Source organism: Streptomyces sp. NPDC055103 (assembly GCF_053607625.1).
In genome coordinates this window covers 85,577-104,267 of record NZ_JBSGTX010000008.1, presented here as the reverse complement: position 1 = coordinate 104,267, position 18,691 = coordinate 85,577, and the positions used below count along the sequence as shown (strand labels likewise).

The following is an 18,691-nucleotide window of genomic DNA, read 5'->3' as shown; positions in this document are numbered from 1 at the left end:
CTCCGGCGCGGCACCGGGGATGGGTCGGACGTCGTCGAGGCTGGGAGGCATGGGGCGGTCTCTCCATGTGGGGGTGGGGTGCGGAAGGGGCGGCCCTCGGCGGCGATGGGGTCAGCCCTTGACCGCGCCGGTCAGCATGCCCTTCCTGAAGTGCTTCTGGACGAAGGGCGAGAGGACGGCGACCGGCAGCAGGGCGAGGACCATGACGGCCATCTGGACGGCGAGCCCGGAGAGGTCACCGGCCCGGACCGCCTGGCCGAGGCCGACCGGGATCTCCTGTTTCTGGACGAGCTGGATGAGGACGTTCTGCAGCGGCATCATGTTCTGGTCGCTGAGGTAGAGGGAGGCGTTGAACCAGGCGCTCCAGTAACCGACCGCGTAGAACAGGGTGATGACGGCGATCACCGCCCGGGAGAGCGGCATCACGATCTGCCAGAGGATCCGCAGGTCCCCGGCGCCGTCGATCCGCGCGCTGTCGGTGAGTTCGGGCGAGATGCCCATGAAGAAGCCGCGCAGGACGAGGATGTTGAAGACGCTGACGGCGCTCGGCAGGATCAGCGCCAGATAGGTGTCCGTGAGACCGAGGGTCTGAACGAGCAGATACGTGGGGATGAGCCCGGCGCCGAAGAACATGGTGGCCATCAGCGCGAGCAGGAGGAAGCGGTGGCCGAGCGAGCCGGGGCGGGAGAGCCCGTACGCGCAGAGGATCGACACGGTCATCGAGAACAGGGTCCCGGTCAGGGTCACGAGGACGCTGACGATCGCCGCCCGGGTGACCTGGCCGCCGCTCAGCAGCTCCTGGTAGGCGATGAAGGTGAGGTCCCTCGGGACGACCACCAGGCCGCCCACCTCGGTGATCGTCTTCTTGGACGAGAGGCTGGTGACCACGACGATCCACAGCGGTACGAGGACGGCGAGGCAGGCCCCGGCGAGGAGCACGCCCTTCGCCGCGAGGCCGGCCCTGCCGGGCGGCTCCTCCCAGACAGGCCGGGCGGGCGCCGCCCACCGCGCGGTGCGGCGCCTGGACGTCTTCGACAGGACGGCGGTCATCTCCGGTACACCCCCTGCTCGCCCATGAGATGGGCGACCTTGTTCGCGGAGAGCACCAGCACGAGGCCGACGGCTCCCTTGATCAGCCCGGCGGCGGCCGCGTAGCTGAAGTCCTGGCTGCGCAGGCCGGTCCACCACACGAAGGTGTCGAGGACCTCGGCGGCCCCGGGCCCGACGGCGTCGCGCTGCAGAAGCAGCTGCTCGAAGCCGACGGTGAGCGCGTCGCCGACGCGCAGGACGAGCAGCAGCGCGATCACGGGCCGCAGCGCGGGCAGGGTGACGTGCCACATGCGGCGCCAGCGGTTCGCGCCGTCCATGGCGGCGGCCTCGTACAGGTCCTGGTTGACGGCGGCGAGCGCGGCGAGGAAGACGATGACGCCCCAGCCCGCGTCCTTCCAGATGCCCTCGGCGGTGACGAGGAACGCGAAGACGCCCGGGTCGGTCATGAGGTCGAAGCCCTCGTGGCCGTGCTGCCGGAGGGTCTGGGCGATGATGCCGGCGCCGCCCAGGATCTGCTGGAAGACCGTGATGACGAGCACCCAGGAGAAGAAGTGCGGCAGGTACAGGACGGCCTGGACGAGGGCCCGGACCCGGGGCCGCAGCACGCTGTTGACGAGCAGGGCGAGCGCGATGGGCACCGGGAAGAAGAGCACCAGCTGGAGCAGGAAGAGGACGAAGGTGTTCTCGACGGCGTGCCAGAACGACGGGTCGGAGAAGACCCGTTCGAACTGGGCGAGGCCGACCCAGGGGCTTTCGAGCATGGCGGTGACGCCGTTGGTGGAGACGTACGGGTCGTAGTCCTGGAAGGCGACGACGTTCCCCAGGATCGGGACGTAGTGGAAGACCAGGACGAGGGCGAACGCCGGCACGGTCATGAGGAGGAGGGTCCGGTCGCGCCGGAACCGCCGGGCGAGCGGGACGTGCCCGTCCGCCCGGGGCCGGCGTCGGCGTCCGGTCCGACGGGCGTCGCCGCGATCGGCGTCGCCGCGACGGGCATCGTCCGCGGGGGCCCGCGCGGCCGGGTCCGCCGTCTCGGTGTCGAGTGTGCTCACGGTCAGCCCGCCGCGGAGCCGGTGGTGTCGAGGATCTTCCGGTACCAGTCGCGCAGCTGGTCCCCGCCCTTGGTCTTCCACTCGGAGACGGCCTGCTGCATGTCGGACACCTTCTTGCGGCCGCGGACGACGTCCTTCTCCAGCTGCTCGAAGTCGTTCATGAGTCCGGTCCACTCGGCCGGCTCGTGGACGGTCATCCCGTAGAAGGAGGACTTGGAGGTCACGGCCCCCATGCGCTGCTGCCACTCGACCATGGCCCGGGTGACCTCGGGGGTGTCGGGGTGCGCCACGAAGGGGGCGGGGCCCGCGACGAACAGCCAGGCGCTGCTGACCTCCTGGTTGCCCTTGTCGGTCTTGACCGGCAGCCCGTCCTTGACGGTGTGGTGGACGCCCTCGACGCCGTAGTCGGTGAGCATCCGCTCCTTGGTGCCGTAGGGCGCGGCAGCGAAGTCGGCCATGGCGAGGGCGTCCTCGACGACGGCCTTGGAGCTGCCCTTCCGCACGAAGGCCCAGATGTTGGCGGGGTTGGTGGCCCACAGCTTCGGGGCGCCGCCCGCGTGACCGGGGATGTCCATGGCGGCCATGGCGAAGGCCGGGTTCTGCGCCGCCTGTTCGGACGTCTTGGCGTACCAGTGGGAGAGGTCGTTGTTGTAGATGAGGCACTGGCCCGCGGTGAAGCGGAGGCTGGTGTCGCCCTGGTTCTGGGTCTTCTCGTCGGGGTGGACGACACCGGCGTCGTAGAGCTTGCGGGTCCATTCCAGGGCTTCGAGGTACTCGGGGGTCTCGATGCGGTTGACCAGCTTGCCGTCGACGAGGTGCCAGCCGAGGGCCTTGTCGCTGCCGGAGAGCACGCCGAACATGTTGTAGGCGGTCCAGGTCATGTCGCCGCACGCCCACACCTTCGCCCTGGCGCTGGTGATCTCCTTGGCGAGCGCCAGGAACTCGTCGGCGCTCTTGGGGAGTTGCCAGCCCTTCGCGTCGAAGAGGTCCTTGCGGTAGAAGGGCGCGATGTTCGTGACGTACGAGGCGGGCATGGGCAGGCCGCGCAGTCTGCCGCCGAAGAGGGAGCGCTGCCAGGCGTCGGTGGGGATGGCCGCGAGGTTGGGGTAGGCCTTCACCTTGTCGCCGGAGAGGTACGGGCCGAGGTCCTCGAACTTGGCGTTGATCGCGCTGGGGAGCTTGCCGCCGAGGTTCCACCCGGGGACGACCACGATGTCGGGTATCTCGCTGGAGGCGAGGACGGCGCCGAGCTTCTGGTCGTAGACGTTGCCGTCCTGGTTCTGCCAGGTGGCCCGGACGCCGACGGCCTCGTTCATGGCCTGGTAGTACGGGTTGTCGGGGGCGGGCGGCGGCCCCCAGAACGGCGCCATGACGGTCAGGGCGCCGCCCTTGCCCTTCTTGGCGGCGACCGACACCTTGAGCTCGGCGCTCGGGATGGCGCGGGTGAAGCCCGCGGCCGAACCGTTCTTCGGCGCGACGTCGGGAGCGACGGTGACGCCCGCCACGAAGGTGGGGAGGAGCTTCACCGCGTCCTTGCCGGTCGTGGTGCCGTCCTTCTTCCCGGTGTCCGAGCCGCCGCCGCAGGCCGTGAGCAGCGGGACGCCGCCGGCCACCGCCGCGGCGGCGACGGCGGTGGAGGCGAGGAAGCTCCTCCGGCTCGGGGTGGATCTCCGGGAGCCCGTGGAGACGGCGTTCGGCGTCATTGCGTCAACCCTTCATGGCACGCGCCAGGACATGCGGCACCCGAGGGGCGCCGGCCGGCCGCGGTGATGGCGGAGGTGGAGGTGATGTCGAGTCGAAGCGCTTCGATGTTGCTGCGAGGTTAAGTGACCGTCACAGGCGCGGCAAGAGTCGGCATCGAGATTCTCGGCCGCCACAACGACAGGGTGACCCGCCGAGCGCCCTTGCGGGGCATGGAAGTGGGCGGCTTCGCACCCTTGACACCCACTCCGCGCACCCGGAGCATCGAAGCGCTTCGAACGCCTCTCGCTCCTTCTCTGCCAAGGGACTCGCACGTGACCGCACACCGGCCGCCCTTCCGTGACCCGGCCCTCCCCGTCGCCCGGCGCGTCGAGGATCTGCTCGACCGGCTCACCGCCGACGAACGCCTCGCCCTGCTGCACCAGTTCACGCCCGGCGTCGAGCGGCTGGGGCTCGCCGCCTTCCGCACCGGGCAGGAAGCCCTCCACGGTGTCGCCTGGATGGGCCCCGCGACCGTGTTCCCGCAGGCGGTGGGGCTCGGGGCGAGCTGGCACCCGGAGCTGGTGCGCCGGGTCGGCGAGGCGGTGTCCCGCGAGGCGCGGGCGATGCGCGCCAAGGACGAGCGGGTCGGCCTCAACGTCTGGGCGCCGACGGTCAACCTGCTGCGCAACCCCCTGTGGGGACGCGGCGAGGAGGGGTACGCGGAGGACCCGGCCCTCACCTCCGCGATCGCGACGGCGTTCACCCGAGGGCTGCGCGGCGACCATCCGCTGTACTGGCGTACCGCCCCGGTCCTCAAGCACTGGCTGGCCCACAACAACGAGGCGGCGCGCGACACTTCTTCCGCTTCCGTACGTCCCCGCGTCCTCCACGAGTACGACCTGCGGGCGTTCCGCGGCGCCGTCGAGGCGGGCGCGGTGGCCGGGGTGATGCCCGCGTACAACCTGGTCAACGGGCGGCCGAACCACCTCTCCCCGTATCTGGAGGAGGAGTTGCGGAGCTGGACGGACCAGGAGCTGCTCGTGTGCTCCGACGCCGGAGCCCCGTCGAACCTGGTGGACTCCCAGGGGTACTTCGCCACGCACGAGGAGGCCGTGGCGGCGGCGGTGCGCGCCGGGGTGGACTCCTTCACCGACCACGGGACGGACGCCTCGGTCATCCTGGGGCGGCTGCGGAAGGCCCTGGAGCGGGGGCTGATCGACGGGGCGGACGTGGACCGGTCGGTACGGCGGCAGTTGACCGTACGGTTCCTCCTCGGCGAGTTCGACCCGGAGCTCGATCCGTACGCGGACGAGAGCCGCTTCGACACCCCCGAGCACCGGGAGCTGGCCCGCGAGGCGGCCGAGGCGGCGGTCGTGCTCCTCAGGAACGAGCCGGTGGGCGAGGACGGACCGCTGCTTCCGCTCGCCCAAGGCGCCCGGATCGCCGTCGTCGGTCTCCTCTCCGACGCCTCCAAGCTGGACTGGTACAGCGGTTCGCCGCTCCACCGCTCCACCCCGCTCGCCGGGCTGCGGGAACGGTTCGGGCCGGAGCGGGTGACCTTCGCCGAGGGGGTGGACCGGATCCGGCTGCGTACCGCGTCGGGCATGTGGCTGCGGGTGCCGGAGGGCGACGCGGAGGCCGGCGCGAGGGACGCGGAAGCCGCGCTCGACCCGGCCCTGCTTCCCGGCCGCACCGACCTGCCGCCGCTGACCGCCGACGCGGAGGGCTCCGTGCTGGACCTGATCGACTGGGGCGACGGGGTGCTGACCCTGCGCGCCCCCGACGGCCGGTACCTCTCGGTCGCCGAGGACGGGTTCGTCCGCGCGTCGGCGGACGCACCGGGCGGCTGGGTCGTCCAGGAGACGTTCCGGCTCGAAGCCCGGGAAGACGGGTGCGGGGGCGGACACGGAGGCGGGCACGGGGACGGGCACGGGGGCGGACACCTCCTTCGGCACCTCGGGACGGGTGGCTACGTCTCTGTCGCCGCCGAGGGCGTGAAGGTTGCCGCCGACCGCGCATCAGCCGAGGCGTTCACCCTCGAGACGGTCGAGCGAGGGGACGAGGCGGTCGCCCGGGCGGCGGCCGGCGCGGACCTCGTGATCGTGGTCGCGGGGAACGACCCGCACATCAACGGCCGGGAGACAGAGGACCGTACGACGCTGGCCCTGCCCGCGCACCAGGACCGGCTGTGGCGGGCCGCGCACGCCGCGAACCCCCGGACCGCGCTCGTCCTCGTCTCCTCCTACCCGTACGCGGTCCCGGAGGCGGCCGGGACGCTCCCGGCCCTGCTGTGGACCGCGCACGGCGGCCAGGCGGCGGGCGCGGCGCTCGCCCGGGTACTGGCCGGCGACGTCTCCCCGGCCGGCCGGCTCCCGCAGACCTGGTACGCGGCGGACGCCGACCTGCCGGAGATGCTCGACTACGACGTGATCGGCGGCCGCCAGACGTATCTCTACTTCGACGGCACCCCGCTCTACCCCTTCGGCCACGGCCTGTCGTACACGACCTTCGGGTACGAGGAGCTGTCGGCGGCCGTCGACGGGGCGACGGTGCGGGTCGGCTGTACGGTCGTCAACTCCGGCGCCGTCGCCTCGGACGAGGTGGTCCAGGTGTACGCGCGGACGGTGGCGCCCTCCGTGCCGCGTCCGCACCGCGAACTCGTCGCGCACGAGCGCGTCCATCTCACGCCCGGCGCGTCGGCCACGCTCCACTTCGCGGTGCCGCTGGAGGCGCTCGGGTACTGGGACGTGGCGCACGGGCGGTGGGCGGTGGCGCCCGGCGCGTACGAGATCCAGGTGGGCGCTTCCAGCGCGGATGTGCGCCGCACGGTCCGGATCGAGGTGGCGGGCAAGGCCCCGGGCCCGCGCCCGGTCCTCGTGGCCGGCCTCGCGGCGGCGGACTACGACGAGCAGTCGGGCACGGTGATCGTGGACCGCACGAAGGTCCGGGGCGACGCGGTGACGCCTGCGGATCCGTCGGTGCCCGGCCATCTCACCTACGGGGACTGCGACTTCGCGACCGGAGCGGGCGAGGTGGCCGTCACGGTCGCGGGAGAGGGCTCGCTCGACCTGACCCGTGCGGACGGCACCCTCCTGGCCCGCGTCGAGGTCCCGGACACGGGCGGCCCGTACGCCTACCGCACCCTCGCCACCCCGCTGCTCGCCGCGGACGTGACGGATTTCCACGTCACCCTCCACGGCCCCCTGCGCCTGGCCCATATGGCCTTCACCGGCTGAGCCGGGGGCGGCCCGTCCCGCCTCGCACGCCGGGCGACTCCCCCGATCACGGGCGGGATAGGCTCGCCCAGTTCATGACACCGGGGAGGGCTCCACGTGATCGACAAGACGTCCGTACGACGCGCCGCGCTGGCCGCAGCCGCGCTGGCGGCCGTGGCCGTCTCCTGCGGCACGACCCCCGAGCCCGACCGTCAGGCGGCGGGCCCGGGGACGGCGGCCACGACCGCCGCACCGGTGAAGGTCCGTGACGCGTTCGCCACCCTGCAGGCCACCCTCTACGACTCCTGCGCGAACGACTGCGCCTACTTCCTCGGTCGCGTCCACAGCGAACTCCGGAAGCTGGACGGGGCGATGAAGGCCGACCCCAAGGGCCCGGGACACTTCCCCGAGCCGATCCAGAAGATCGCCGAGCTCAACGAGACGCTGGGCGGCGACAGTTCCCCCGGGAACCTGAAGAAGCACGAGAAACTGATCGTCGGCACCCGCGACTTCATCAACACGTGGATGCAGGGCCACCCGGACGACTACCGCTGACCAGGGCGACCGGGCTCGCCCCGCCCTCGCCCCTCAGACGCCGGTCCGCCGCACCTTGACCGAGTCGACGAAGGTCGCGAACGCGGCGACGGAGACGGCGAAGGCCGGACCGGCCGGAACCTTCGAGTCACGGACGGGGACGACTCCGAGGGTGGGCACGAGGTTGTGGGCGACCTCCACGCAGGTGCCGCCGTTGTCGCTGTAGGAGGACTTGAACCAGCGGGGGGACTCGGTCGTCACAGCATGCCCTTTCGTACTTCCTTGATCACGGCCACGGTGTCCGCCTGGGACAGCGATTCCGCTGCGAGTTGATGGTAGACCCTGAGCATGGACGACACGGCTCCGCTCTCCCGCTCCAAGTGGCCCTGGGCCTGCGATTCGGCGTAGGAGAGCACGGACCGGTCGGGCAGGGTCAGCAGGTTCACGGGAAGGTTCAGAGCACGCCTCTCCCCTATGACAAACGGGGCCACTTGGAGCACCGTGCAGGGGCTTGCCGCCAACTCCACCAGTCGGTCGAGCTGGGCCGCCATGACGTCACGGCCACCAACCAGGCGGCGGATGCAGCTCTCGTCCATGACGACGAAGACCATCGGCGGTGGCTGCTGCCGCAGAACCTGTTGACGCTCGGCCAGGAACGCCACGCGCTCCATAGCCTGCTCCGCCGTGATGGTTCCGCGCATGACGGAACCGGCCGCAAGAACCTCCGCGTACTCAGGCGTCTGCAGGAGTCCCGGGATGATCCCGATGTCGAACACGCGGATCTCAACGGCTCGCCGCTCCTGATGCACGTACTCCGGGAAGCCCTCCAGTAGCGCACCGTGCCGTACCTGCTGGCACTCGCGACCGAACGACTGATCCGTTCCCGTCAGCCCGAACGCCGCATCGAGAGCCCCCGAGAATTTGAGAGTTGCGGGTCGGCCACCAGTTTCGACGGCGGAGATGTGCTTGCTGGAGTACCTCGTCCGGGTGGCCAGCTCCTCCTGCGTCCAGCCCCGCTCCTCGCGCAGCCTGCGCACACGCGCCCCGTACGCGGCCATGGGCCCGCTTTCCGGCTCCAGCACCTTGCGATTGACCACAACTCTCCCTCCATCACTCGTACGTTGAAGGCATATCGACTGTAGGTCACGCTGATGCCTCCTGGTAGTGGATTCACTACAGAGAGGAGCGATCATGCCCGACAGTGCCCGCCCGACACCGGTCCCCGATCTCGGGACGTTCATGGCGGCAGACACACCCGAGGGAAAGCCCCGCCTCGGGAAGGTGACCGCCTGGGACGGCGAGTCCGTCCACCTGCAACGACCTGGCGGGGGAACCGTATGGACGGCGGCTCCGGCCGAGTTGCGCCGGCCGACCGAGGACGAGCGCGCGCTGATCCGCGTGCTCACCACCCCGGTCCCGGCGGCGCCCCGCGTACGGCAGACCTCCCCGGAGCCCCCGGTGGTGCTCTCGGTGGATCCCCTGCCGCCCGCCGTGCCCGCTCCGGGCTGCGCCACCTGCGCGTTCGCGGCCGAGCGGGAGCGGGAGCATCTCCGGACGCAGGACCATTCGGCGGCGGCGGACTTCCGGGTCGAGATCCGCAACCACCCCCACGACGAGCCGAAGTTGACGCTGCCCCTGGAGCGGCCGTGAGCACTTCGGCGGTGACGGCGGTGACGATCTACCGCATGGACCGGCACCCCGGACCGGAGTCCGAGCTCACCATGACCGCGCGCTGCATGGACGGTGGGTGCGCCTGGGAGTCGGAGCCGACATCGCCGCCGGGGAGTGGCGCGGGCGGGTGCGAGTCGCACACCGCGGCCACGGGGCACACCACGTTCGCCGTCCGCCTGGAGTACATCGCGCTCGTGACCACCGAGGCCGCGGGCGGGGAAGGCACTGGCTGAGTCGCTCTCGCCGACGGCCGCGAAGACAGAAAGCGCTTGCGCGAAGCATTGACGAAACACGAACGCCGCCATAGCTTCATGCCCGTTGCACTTCGTACGTCATATATGAGACGCGATACATGAGATCTGAGAGTGCTCCATGGCCTTCGCCCCCAGCCCCATACCGTCCCGCACCCAGTACGTCCTGGAAGCGATCAAGCACGACATCCTCACCGGAGGGCTCAGACCCGGGCAGGCGCTCGTGGAGACCGAACTCGCCGCGCGCTTCGGGGTGTCGAAGACTCCGGTGCGCGAGGCGCTCAAGACCCTCGCGGGCAGTGGACTCGTGGTGATGAGCCAGTACAAGGGCGTCACGGTCCGGATGGTCGACGCGGACATGGCCCGGGCCGTCTACGACGTGCGTCTGCTCCTGGAGCCCGAGGCGGTCCGCCGTGCCGTCGCCTCCGCCGCACCGCTCGACGCGGCACAGGAGGCGCTGCGCCGGGCCGCCGGGGCCGAGGACCCGGCCGAACGGTCCCTGGCCAACCGGGACTTCCACCGCGCGCTCTACCTGCCCTGCGGCAATCCGCTGCTCGGCCGGATGCTCGACGAGGTCCGCGACCAGGCCGCCCTGGTGTCCACGGTCGCCTGGGCCGCCGTCCCCTCCTGGGAGCGCGAGGCCGCCGAGCACGAGGAGATCCTGCGGCTCGCCGCCGCGGGCGACGTCGACGGCGCCGGCCGGGCCGTACACGACCACATCGCCTCGTTCGTCGAGCGCGCCTTCCCCCAGTCCGCCCTGAACAGCGAGTGAGCGAGCACCGAGTGAGCATGGAATCCGAGACCCTGAAGGCCGCCCTCGCCGACGTCGTGGCCATCCCGGTCACGCCGTTCGCCGAGGACGGTTCCGTGGACACCCCCGCGTACCGCGCGCTGTTGCGCCGGCTGCTCGACGGAGGCGTACGGACCCTCACGCCGAACGGCAACACCGGGGAGTTCTACGCCCTCACCCCCGAGGAGCGCCGCCTCGTCACGGAGACGACCGTCGAGGAGGCGGGCGACCGCGCGGTGATCCTGGTCGGCGTCGGTCACGACGTACCGACCGCTGTCGAGGCCGCCCGGCACGCCCGGGCCACCGGCGCCCAGATGGTGATGGTCCACCAGCCCGTCCATCCGTACGTCTCCGAGAGCGGCTGGGTCGACTATCACCGGGCCATCGCCGAGGCCGTGCCGGAGCTCGGGGTCGTCCCCTACATCCGCAACCCGCTGCTGAGCGGGGCCCGGCTCGCCGAGCTGGCCGACGCCTGCCCCAACGTCGTCGGGGTGAAGTACGCCGTCCCGGACGCGTCCCGGTTCGCCGGCTTCGCCCGGGACGCGGGCCTCGACCGCTTCGTGTGGGTGGCGGGTCTGGCCGAGCCGTACGCCCCCTCGTACTTCGCGAGCGGCGCCACCGGCTTCACCTCCGGGCTCGTCAACGTCGCCCCCACGCTCTCCCTGGAGATGCTGGGCGCGCTGCGGGCCGGCGACTACCCGGCCGCGATGAAGGTCTGGGAGCGGATCCGCCGTTTCGAGGAGCTCCGGGCGGCCAACTCCAGCGCCGACAACGTGAGCGTGGTCAAGGAGGCCCTCGCCTCCCTCGGCCTGTGCCGCCGCGACATCCGGCCGCCGATCCGTGAACTCCCGGAGAGCGAGCGGGCCGAGGTCGCCGCGATAGCCGCCGGCTGGCCGGCATGAACACCACCGCCGAGAGCAGGGGCATGAGCACCACCGCCGAGAGCAACGGCATGAGCACCACCGCCGAGAGCGACGGCATGAGCACCACCAGCGAGACCGACGGCGGGAGCGCGGGCGAGAGCGCCGGTCCGAGCACCGGCAGGCGTCGCCCCGAGGACCTCCGCAGTCACCAGTGGTACGGCACGGACGGGCTCCGTTCGTTCAGCCATCGCGCCCGCACGCGCCAGCTCGGCTATCTGCCCGAGGAGCACCTCGGCAAGCCGGTCATCGCGATCCTCAACACCTGGTCCGACATCAATCCCTGCCACGTCCACCTCCGGGACCGCGCGCAGGCCGTGAAGCGGGGGGTGTGGCAGGCCGGCGGGTTCCCGCTGGAGTTCCCGGTCTCCACCCTGTCGGAGACGTTCCAGAAGCCGACGCCGATGCTCTACCGCAACCTCCTCGCCATGGAGACGGAGGAGTTGCTGCGCTCGTACCCGGTGGACGGGGCGGTCCTGATGGGCGGCTGCGACAAGACGACCCCGGCGCTGCTGATGGGCGCCGCCTCCGTCGACCTGCCGACCGTCTTCGTGCCGGCCGGTCCGATGCTGCCCGGCCACTGGCGCGGGGAGACCCTCGGCTCCGGTACGGACATGTGGAAGTACTGGGACGAGAAGCGGGCCGGGCGGATCGGCGACTGCGAGATGGCCGAGCTGGAGAGCGGTCTGGCCCGCTCCCCCGGGCACTGCATGACGATGGGGACGGCCTCCACGCTCACCGCCGCCGCCGAGACGCTGGGCGTGACCGTGCCGGGTGCCTCGTCGGTGCCGGCGGTGGACTCGGGCCACGACCGGATGGCCGCGGCCTCGGGGCTGCGGATCGTGGAGCTCGTCCACCAGGACCTGCGGCTGTCACGGCTGCTGACCCGGGAGGCGTACGAGGACGCGGTCGCCGCCGTCCTGGCGCTCGGCGGCTCGACCAACGCGGTGATCCATCTGATCGCGATGGCCGGGCGCTCCGGGGTGACGCTCACGCTCGACGACTTCGACCGGATCGCGCGGACCGTCCCGGTCCTCGCGAACCTGCGGCCGGGTGGGCGGTTCCTCATGGAGGACTTCCACTTCGCCGGCGGGATGCCGGGCTTCCTGTCGCGGCTCACGGACGTGCTGCACCTGGACCGCCCGACGGTCTCGCACAACACGCTGCGCGAGCAGCTCGCGGGGGCCCTCGTCCACGACGAGGACGTGATCCGTGACCGGTCGAGGCCGCTGGCCGCCGAGGGCGGGGTGGCGGTCCTGCGCGGCAACCTCTGTCCGGACGGTTCGGTCATCAAGCACATCGCGGCCGAGCCGCGGCTGCTGAAGCACACCGGTCCCGCCGTCGTCTTCGACGACTACCGGACCATGCAGCGGACCATCGACGACCCGGCGCTCGGCATCACCGCCGACCACGTGCTCGTGCTGCGCGGCGCGGGCCCCAAGGGCGGGCCCGGGATGCCGGAGTACGGGATGCTGCCGATCCCCTCGTACCTCCTGGAGCAGGGGGTGAAGGACATGGTCCGGATCTCCGACGCCAGGATGAGCGGGACGAGTTACGGGGCGTGTGTGCTGCACGTGGCGCCCGAGTCCCATGTCGGCGGACCCCTTGCCCTCGTCCGTACGGGCGATACGATCACCCTCGACGTCGCGGCGCGCTCCCTGCATCTGCACGTCACGGACGAGGAGCTGGACCGCCGCAGGGCCGCGTGGACACCTCCGCCGGCCCGGTACGAGCGCGGCTACGGCGCGCTCTACATGGAGCAGATCTCCCAGGCCGACACCGGCTGCGACTTCGCGTTCCTGGCCAGGCCGGGAACCACCCCCGATCCGTACGCGGGCTGAGTCCGCCCGCCCCGAACACACCGCCCCGCACCACCCGCGCGCCCGAGAACCCTCTCCGGCCCACCTGTCCGACATCTCGAACGTCGTTCGCGAAGCGCTTCACCGAGAACGGAGCCGCCGTCATGGCCTCAGCTGTGACCTCACCGCCCCAGGCCGACCCGGCACGGAGGCGCCGCCGCACGGGAGCGGCCCCCCGCCGACTGCCGTATCTCCTGATCGCCCCCGCCGGACTGCTGATGCTGGGCTTCATCGCCTACCCGGTGCTCAGCGTCTTCTACTACAGCCTCCAGCACTACAACCCCACCAAGCCCTGGCGGAACGGCTTCGCCGGCCTGGACAACTTCACCCGGATCTTCACCGACGACCCGCAGTTCTGGGGGACGCTGTCCTTCAGCCTGAAGTGGGTCGTGGTCGAGGTGACCCTCCAACTGCTCTTCGGCCTGGCCCTCGCCCTGATCGTGAACCAGACCTTCGTGGGCCGCGCCCTGGGCCGGGCCCTCGTCTTCTCGCCGTGGGCCGTCTCGGGCGTCCTCACCTCCGCGATCTGGGTCCTGCTCTACAACTCCCAGACCGGCATCACGCGATACCTCGCGGACCTGGGCATCGGCGAGTACGGGACGTCCCTGCTCTCCGACACCTCGACCGTCTTCTCCGCGGCGATCGTCGCCGACCTCTGGCGCGGGGTGCCCTTCTTCGCCATCCTCATCCTCGCCGACCTCCAGTCCGTACCGAAGGACCTGTACGAGGCGGCCGAGGTCGACGGGGCGGGCCGGATCCGCCAGTTCCTGCACATCACGCTCCCCCACATCCGGGACGCGATCGTGCTGTCCACGCTGCTGCGCGCGGTGTGGGAGTTCAACAACGTCGACCTGCTCTACACGCTGACCGGCGGCGGCCCCGCGGGCGAGACGACCACCCTCCCGCTGTACATCGCCCACACCAGCGTCGACGCCCACAACTTCGGATACGCCTCCGCCCTCACCACGGTGGCGTTCGTGATCCTTCTCTTCTGCTCGATGGTCTATCTGCGCCTGAGCAAGTTCGGAGGCGACGGCAAGTGACAGCCGAGTCCACCCTGACCGCCGTCCCCGCCCCGGGAACCGCGCAGGCCCCACCGCCCCCCGGCCGTACGCCGCCGGCCGCCGGCCGCAAGCGCCGCCCGGCCTGGGACGAGGTCCCCCGCTGGCAGATCTATCTGCCCCTCGGGATCTATCTGGTCTTCACCCTGGTCCCCTTCTACTGGATCCTGCTGTTCGCGGTGCGGCCGACCGGTTCCACCTCGCTCCTGCCCTGGCCGATGACCACCGAGCACTTCGAGAAGGTGTGGACGGAGCGCAGCTTCGGCGTCTTCTTCCAGAACAGCCTGCTCATCGGCGTCGCGGTGCTCGTGATGACCACGGTCGTCGCGCTGGCCGGCGGATACGCGCTCGCCCGCTTCGACTTCCGGATCAAGAAGGGCTTCATGCTGGCCCTGCTCTGCTCGCAGTTCGTGCCCGGCGCCCTGCTGCTCGTCCCGCTGTTCCAGATCTTCGCCGAGCTGCGGATGATCAACTCCCTCGGCTCGGTCATCATCGCCGAGACCGTCTTCCAGCTCCCGCTGTCGATGATCCTCATCAGCGGCTTCATCAGGAACGTGCCGTACTCCCTGGAGGAGGCCGCCTGGGTCGACGGCTGCAACCGCTTCAGCGCCTTCCGGATCGTGGTCCTGCCCCTGCTGCGGCCCGGCCTGGTCGCCGTCGGCTCCTTCGCCTTCGTCCACGCCTGGAACCACTTCCTCTTCGCCCTGATGTTCCTCAGCAGCCAGGACAAGCAGACGATCCCGGTCGGCCTCAACACCCTCATGGGCGCCGACAGCGTCGACCTCGGCGCGCTCGCGGCGGGCGGCGTCATCGCCGCCGTCCCCGTCGTCATCGTCTTCGCCTTCATCCAGAAGTGGCTGGTCACCGGCTTCAGCGCCGGGGCGGTGAAGGGATGAGCATCCACCACCCGCACGAGGAAGACATGAACACCGCACCCACCCGTACGCCGCTGCCCGTCGTCCTGGCCGGCGCCCGCGGTCACGGCCGCAGCCACCTCCTCAACATCCGCCGTCTGGAGGAGCGCGGGCTCGTCCGCCTCGCCGGGGTCTGCGAGCTGCGCCCGCTGGACGCGGCCGAGCTGGACGGCATCGGGGACCCGGAGCAGTCCGCCGACTTCGAGGCGCTCCTCGCCTCGACCGGCGCCCGGATCGCCGTGCTCAGCACCCCCATCCAGACGCACACCGACATGACGCTCGCCGCCGCCCGGCACGGCGCGCACATCCTTCTGGAGAAGCCGCCCGCCCCGTCGTTCGCGGAGTTCCGCAGGATGGCCGACGGCGTCGAGGCGGCCGGGGTGGCCTGTCAGATCGGCTTCCAGTCGCTCGGTTCGCACGCGGTGCCCGCGATCCGCCGGCTGGTCGAGGAGGGCGCGATCGGCGAGCTCCTGGGCGTCGGCGCGGCCGGGGCCTGGGTCCGTGACGAGGCCTACTTCCGGCGCGCGCCCTGGGCGGGCCACCGGCGGCTCGGCGGCGTCGACGTCGTCGACGGCGCGCTGACCAACCCCCTGGCACACGCCGTCGCCACCGCGCTCGCGCTCTCCGGATCCACCCGCGCCGAGGACGTCGAGCACATCGAGACCGAGCTGCTCCACGCGCACGCCATCGAGTCCGACGACACGTCCTGCGTACGGGTCGTCACCTCGTCCGGCACCCCGGTGACCGTGGCGGCGACGCTCTGCGCCGAGAAGTCCTCGGAGCCGTACGTCGTCGTCCACGGCAGCCAGGGCCGCGTCACCTTCTGGTACCGGCAGGACCGAGTGCTCGTGCAGCGGGCCGGGCACGGACCGGTCGAGACCGAGTACGGGCGGACCGACCTCCTGGAGAACCTCGTCGCCCATGTGACGGACGGCGAGCCGCTGTGGGTGCCCCCGGCGGAGACCGGTGCCTTCATGCGGGTCGTCGAGGCGGTCCGTACGGCTCCGGACCCGCGCGGGATACCCGCCGGGCACTGGCACACCGAGCCCGGCGAGAGCGCGCCGCGCCGGGTCGTCGACGGGATCGACGCCCTGGTCGAGGCGAGCGCCGAGGAGCTGCGTCTCTTCTCCGAACTGGGCGCCGCCTGGGCGCCGTCGACCCGGGCGGAGGCCCGATGACCGCCGAGCCGCCCATCCTCCTGCAGTGCGCGGGCCGCACCGTCGCCCGCTACACCACCCGGCCCCCGCTGGCCCTCGACCACGCGCCCCGGCCCTATCTGCACCCTGTGACGACGCTCGCCGGGCGGGTGGTGACCGAGACCGCGCCCGAGGACCACCCGCACCACCTGGGGGCGGGGGTCGCCGTCCCCGACGTCGCCGGCCACAACTTCTGGGGCGGGCGCACCTTCGTCCGCGACCGCGGTTCGGTCGAGCTCGACAACCACGGCGTCCAGCGGCACGACGGGTTCAAGTTGTGCGACCCGGACGGCTTCGTCGAGGAGCTGACCTGGTGGGCGGGGGGCGAGCGGCTGCTGCGCGAGCACCGGACCGTGGCGGCGACCGCCCTCACGGACTCCGCCTGGGCGCTCGACCTCACCTTCTCCCTCGTGAACGTGTCGGGGCGGGACCTGTCGATCGGCAGCCCCGCGACGAACGGACGGCCGGGGGCGGCGTACGGCGGCTTCTTCTGGCGCGCGCCCAAGGAGGCGGCGGCTCCCGTGGTGTTCGGGGCGGACGCCGACGGCGAGGCGGCCGTGCACGGAGCCCGCTCCGACTGGGTGGCGCTCGCGGGCGAGGACTGGACCCTGGTCTTCGCGGGGGCGACGGAGACGACCCGGCGCGACCCGTGGTTCGTGCGGGCCGCCGAGTACCCGGGCGTGGGTTCGTCCCTCGCTCACGCCGGCCGGCTGCCGGTTCCGGCCGGGCAGACCTTCGTACGGCGGGTGGTCACCGTCGTCGCCGACGGCCGGCTCGACCGGTCCAGCGCCGCCGCCCTGGCCCGCAAGGCGGTGACCTCGTGAGCGGGGCGCCCGTGGCCGGAGCCCCCACGGGCGACCTGGGCGACGGTACGTACCGCAACCCGGTCCTCGCCGCCGACTGGTCCGACCCGGACGTCGTCCGGGTCGGCGAGGACTACTACCTGACGGCGTCCAGCTTCGGCCGCGCCCCCGGCCTTCCGCTGCTGCACTCGCGGGACCTCGTCAACTGGACGATCGTGGGCCACGCCCTGGAGCGGCTCGAACCGGCCGCCGCGTTCACGACGCCCCGGCACGACCGCGGGGTCTGGGCCCCGTCCCTGCGCCGGCACGACGGCCGGTTCTGGATCTTCTGGGGCGACCCCGACCACGGGATCTACCAGGTCAACTCCCCTTCGGTACGCGGCCCGTGGACAGCCCCGCACCTGGTGAAGTCGGGCCTCGGCCTGATCGACGCCTGCCCGCTGTGGGACGAGGAGTCGGGCGAGGCGTACCTCGTCCACGGGTGGGCGAAGTCCCGCGCCGGGTTCAACAACCGGCTCACCGGCCACCGGATGAGCCCCGACGGCACGAAGGTCCTCGACGAGGGCCGGGTCCTCGTGGACGCCGACCTGATCCCGGGCTGGTTCACCCTGGAGGGCCCGAAGCTGTACCGGCACGACGGCTGGTTCTGGATCCTCGCCCCGGCCGGGGGCGTGGCCACCGGCTGGCAGGGCGCCTTCCGGTCACGGTCGTTCCACGGCCCGTACGAGGAGCGGACCGTCCTCGCCCAGGGCGACACCGACGTCAACGGCCCCCACCAGGGGGGCTGGGTGCGCACCCAGCACGGCGAGGACTGGTTCCTGCACTTCCAGCAGTCGGGCGCGCACGGCCGGCTCGTCCACCTCCAGCCGATGCGCTGGGACACGGACGGCTGGCCGGTCCTCGGTGACGGCGGCGCGCCCGTCCGGGTCCACCGCAAGCCGGACCTCCCGGAGCAGCCGCCCTCGCGGCCGGCCGTCGACGACACCTTCCCCGGCGGGCGGTTCGGCCGCCAGTGGCAGTGGACCGCCAACCCGGACGAGGGCTGGGCGACCCAGCACACGGGCGACGGTCTGCGCCTCGGCTGTGTCCGTACGGATCGCCTCGACGACCTGCGGAGCGTGCCGCACGTCCTGACGCAGCGGCTGCCGGCCGGGGCGTGCGTGGTCGAGGTCGGGCTGCGGCTCGACAGCGAGGCGGCGGGAGCCCGGGCCGGGCTTGTCGTCCTCGGCGACGCGTACGCCTGGATCGGCCTGGAACGGGCCCCGGACGGCACGGTCCGGCTGACGCACCGCTTCGCCCCGGCCAACGCCGACCGCGAACGCGACGCGGCCCGCTCCCGGCCCGTGGCCGGGGACCGGGTCCTGCTGCGGATCGAGGTCACGGCGGACGCGCGCTGCCGCTTCTCGTACACCTCCGACGACGCCGGGGCCGACACCGGGGCCGACGGAGGCGCCGGAGGTCCGGTCCCTCTCGGGCCGGAGTTCGCCGCCACGCCCTGGCGCTGGGTCGGCGCGCTCCTCGGCCTGTTCGCCGGGGCGCCGGAAGGCACGGGGCACGCGGGGACGGCCGTGTTCTCCGCCTTCCGCGTCACCGACTGACCACCAATGCCTCCTGGGCTCCCCCTGAGCCCTGGCCCCCCTGAGCTCCCCGAGCTCCCTGAGTTCCCCGACATCCCCACCCCACCCCCGCAAG

The 18,691-nt window shown here is 71.9% G+C and carries 17 protein-coding genes; 12 read left to right on the top strand and 5 right to left on the bottom strand.

Translation table 11 applies throughout. From position 1 onward, the window contains the following. Positions 1 to 111: 111 nt before the first annotated feature. The 3 genes from ACWFR1_RS08045 to ACWFR1_RS08035 are packed head-to-tail and all read right to left on the bottom strand — an operon-like array spanning position 112 to position 3,805. On the bottom strand, positions 112 to 1,050 hold the full coding sequence (locus ACWFR1_RS08045; protein ID WP_453547821.1) for a carbohydrate ABC transporter permease: 939 nt from the start codon (positions 1,048 to 1,050) through the stop codon (positions 112 to 114). Further along, a complete protein-coding gene (locus tag ACWFR1_RS08040; RefSeq protein WP_453547819.1) occupies positions 1,047 to 2,102 on the bottom strand; it encodes an ABC transporter permease in 1,056 nt (351 codons plus the stop codon). Before ACWFR1_RS08040 ends, ACWFR1_RS08045 begins: the two co-directional genes overlap by 4 nt. 2 nt (positions 2,103 to 2,104) lie before the next feature. Beyond that, a complete protein-coding gene (locus ACWFR1_RS08035) occupies positions 2,105 to 3,805 on the bottom strand; it encodes a Tat pathway signal sequence domain protein (RefSeq protein WP_453547817.1) in 1,701 nt (566 codons plus the stop codon). A 312-nt stretch (positions 3,806 to 4,117) separates the two neighbouring features. Between ACWFR1_RS08035 and ACWFR1_RS08030 the strand changes: the two genes are divergently transcribed. Then, the gene (locus ACWFR1_RS08030; RefSeq protein WP_453547814.1) at positions 4,118 to 7,021 is read left to right on the top strand and encodes a glycoside hydrolase family 3 C-terminal domain-containing protein; all 2,904 of its coding nucleotides are present in this window, start codon (positions 4,118 to 4,120) and stop codon (positions 7,019 to 7,021) included. A 96-nt stretch (positions 7,022 to 7,117) separates the two neighbouring features. Further along, positions 7,118 to 7,555, top strand: a complete 438-nt coding sequence (locus ACWFR1_RS08025; RefSeq protein ID WP_453547812.1) for a hypothetical protein — start codon at positions 7,118 to 7,120, stop codon at positions 7,553 to 7,555. A gap of 33 nt (positions 7,556 to 7,588) precedes the next feature. Here ACWFR1_RS08025 and ACWFR1_RS08020 read toward each other — a convergent pair whose 3' ends face one another. Together ACWFR1_RS08020 and ACWFR1_RS08015 are read right to left on the bottom strand one after the other, a co-directional pair. Then, positions 7,589 to 7,795 carry a DUF397 domain-containing protein gene (locus ACWFR1_RS08020; RefSeq protein WP_453547809.1) on the bottom strand — a complete coding sequence of 69 codons (207 nt, stop codon included), beginning with the start codon at positions 7,793 to 7,795 and terminating at the stop codon, positions 7,589 to 7,591. After that, entirely contained in the window at positions 7,792 to 8,631 is an 840-nt protein-coding gene (locus ACWFR1_RS08015) for a helix-turn-helix domain-containing protein (protein WP_453547808.1), read from the bottom strand. The genes ACWFR1_RS08020 and ACWFR1_RS08015 overlap by 4 nt, the downstream gene beginning before the upstream one ends. A 94-nt stretch (positions 8,632 to 8,725) precedes the next feature. On the opposite strand from ACWFR1_RS08015, the gene ACWFR1_RS08010 reads away from it, so the two are divergent. From ACWFR1_RS08010 to ACWFR1_RS07965, 10 genes are all read left to right on the top strand, one after another. Beyond that, on the top strand, positions 8,726 to 9,184 hold the full coding sequence (locus tag ACWFR1_RS08010; protein ID WP_453547806.1) for a hypothetical protein: 459 nt from the start codon (positions 8,726 to 8,728) through the stop codon (positions 9,182 to 9,184). After that, positions 9,181 to 9,438 carry a hypothetical protein gene (locus ACWFR1_RS08005; RefSeq protein WP_453547804.1) on the top strand — a complete coding sequence of 86 codons (258 nt, stop codon included), beginning with the start codon at positions 9,181 to 9,183 and terminating at the stop codon, positions 9,436 to 9,438. The genes ACWFR1_RS08010 and ACWFR1_RS08005 overlap by 4 nt, the downstream gene beginning before the upstream one ends. 139 nt (positions 9,439 to 9,577) lie before the next feature. Beyond that, positions 9,578 to 10,228, top strand: coding sequence for a GntR family transcriptional regulator (locus tag ACWFR1_RS08000; RefSeq protein ID WP_453547802.1), 651 nt, complete (start codon positions 9,578 to 9,580; stop codon positions 10,226 to 10,228). A 17-nt stretch (positions 10,229 to 10,245) separates the two neighbouring features. After that, positions 10,246 to 11,148 carry a dihydrodipicolinate synthase family protein gene (locus ACWFR1_RS07995; RefSeq protein ID WP_453547800.1) on the top strand — a complete coding sequence of 301 codons (903 nt, stop codon included), beginning with the start codon at positions 10,246 to 10,248 and terminating at the stop codon, positions 11,146 to 11,148. 77 nt (positions 11,149 to 11,225) lie between these two features. Next, positions 11,226 to 13,007 carry an L-arabinonate dehydratase gene (araD, locus tag ACWFR1_RS07990; protein ID WP_453547947.1) on the top strand — a complete coding sequence of 594 codons (1,782 nt, stop codon included), beginning with the start codon at positions 11,226 to 11,228 and terminating at the stop codon, positions 13,005 to 13,007. Positions 13,008 to 13,129: 122 nt separating this feature from the next. Further along, entirely contained in the window at positions 13,130 to 14,068 is a 939-nt protein-coding gene (locus tag ACWFR1_RS07985) for a carbohydrate ABC transporter permease (protein ID WP_453547797.1), read from the top strand. After that, positions 14,065 to 14,982, top strand: coding sequence for a carbohydrate ABC transporter permease (locus tag ACWFR1_RS07980; RefSeq protein WP_453547795.1), 918 nt, complete (start codon positions 14,065 to 14,067; stop codon positions 14,980 to 14,982). The genes ACWFR1_RS07985 and ACWFR1_RS07980 overlap by 4 nt, the downstream gene beginning before the upstream one ends. Then, positions 14,979 to 16,178: a Gfo/Idh/MocA family protein gene (locus tag ACWFR1_RS07975; RefSeq protein ID WP_453547792.1), complete on the top strand. Its 1,200-nt coding sequence runs from the start codon at positions 14,979 to 14,981 to the stop codon at positions 16,176 to 16,178. The genes ACWFR1_RS07980 and ACWFR1_RS07975 overlap by 4 nt, the downstream gene beginning before the upstream one ends. Then, entirely contained in the window at positions 16,175 to 17,020 is an 846-nt protein-coding gene (locus ACWFR1_RS07970) for a DUF6807 domain-containing protein (RefSeq protein WP_453547790.1), read from the top strand. Before ACWFR1_RS07975 ends, ACWFR1_RS07970 begins: the two co-directional genes overlap by 4 nt. Next, on the top strand, positions 17,017 to 18,597 hold the full coding sequence (locus tag ACWFR1_RS07965; RefSeq protein ID WP_453547788.1) for a family 43 glycosylhydrolase: 1,581 nt from the start codon (positions 17,017 to 17,019) through the stop codon (positions 18,595 to 18,597). The genes ACWFR1_RS07970 and ACWFR1_RS07965 overlap by 4 nt, the downstream gene beginning before the upstream one ends. Positions 18,598 to 18,691 lie beyond the last annotated feature (94 nt).

What these genes read in the sequence shown, in the direction of transcription:
- ACWFR1_RS08045 (WP_453547821.1), bottom strand. Translation starts at nt 1,050, where the DNA reads ATGACCGCCGTCCTGTCGAAGACGTCCAGGCGCCGCACCGCGCGGTGG.
- ACWFR1_RS08035 (WP_453547817.1), bottom strand. Translation starts at nt 3,805, where the DNA reads ATGACGCCGAACGCCGTCTCCACGGGCTCCCGGAGATCCACCCCGAGC.
- ACWFR1_RS08010 (WP_453547806.1), top strand. Translation starts at nt 8,726, where the DNA reads ATGCCCGACAGTGCCCGCCCGACACCGGTCCCCGATCTCGGGACGTTC.
- ACWFR1_RS08000 (WP_453547802.1), top strand. Translation starts at nt 9,578, where the DNA reads ATGGCCTTCGCCCCCAGCCCCATACCGTCCCGCACCCAGTACGTCCTG.
- ACWFR1_RS07995 (WP_453547800.1), top strand. Translation starts at nt 10,246, where the DNA reads ATGGAATCCGAGACCCTGAAGGCCGCCCTCGCCGACGTCGTGGCCATC.
- araD (WP_453547947.1), top strand. Translation starts at nt 11,226, where the DNA reads ATGAGCACCACCAGCGAGACCGACGGCGGGAGCGCGGGCGAGAGCGCC.
- ACWFR1_RS07985 (WP_453547797.1), top strand. Translation starts at nt 13,130, where the DNA reads ATGGCCTCAGCTGTGACCTCACCGCCCCAGGCCGACCCGGCACGGAGG.
- ACWFR1_RS07975 (WP_453547792.1), top strand. Translation starts at nt 14,979, where the DNA reads ATGAGCATCCACCACCCGCACGAGGAAGACATGAACACCGCACCCACC.
- ACWFR1_RS07970 (WP_453547790.1), top strand. Translation starts at nt 16,175, where the DNA reads ATGACCGCCGAGCCGCCCATCCTCCTGCAGTGCGCGGGCCGCACCGTC.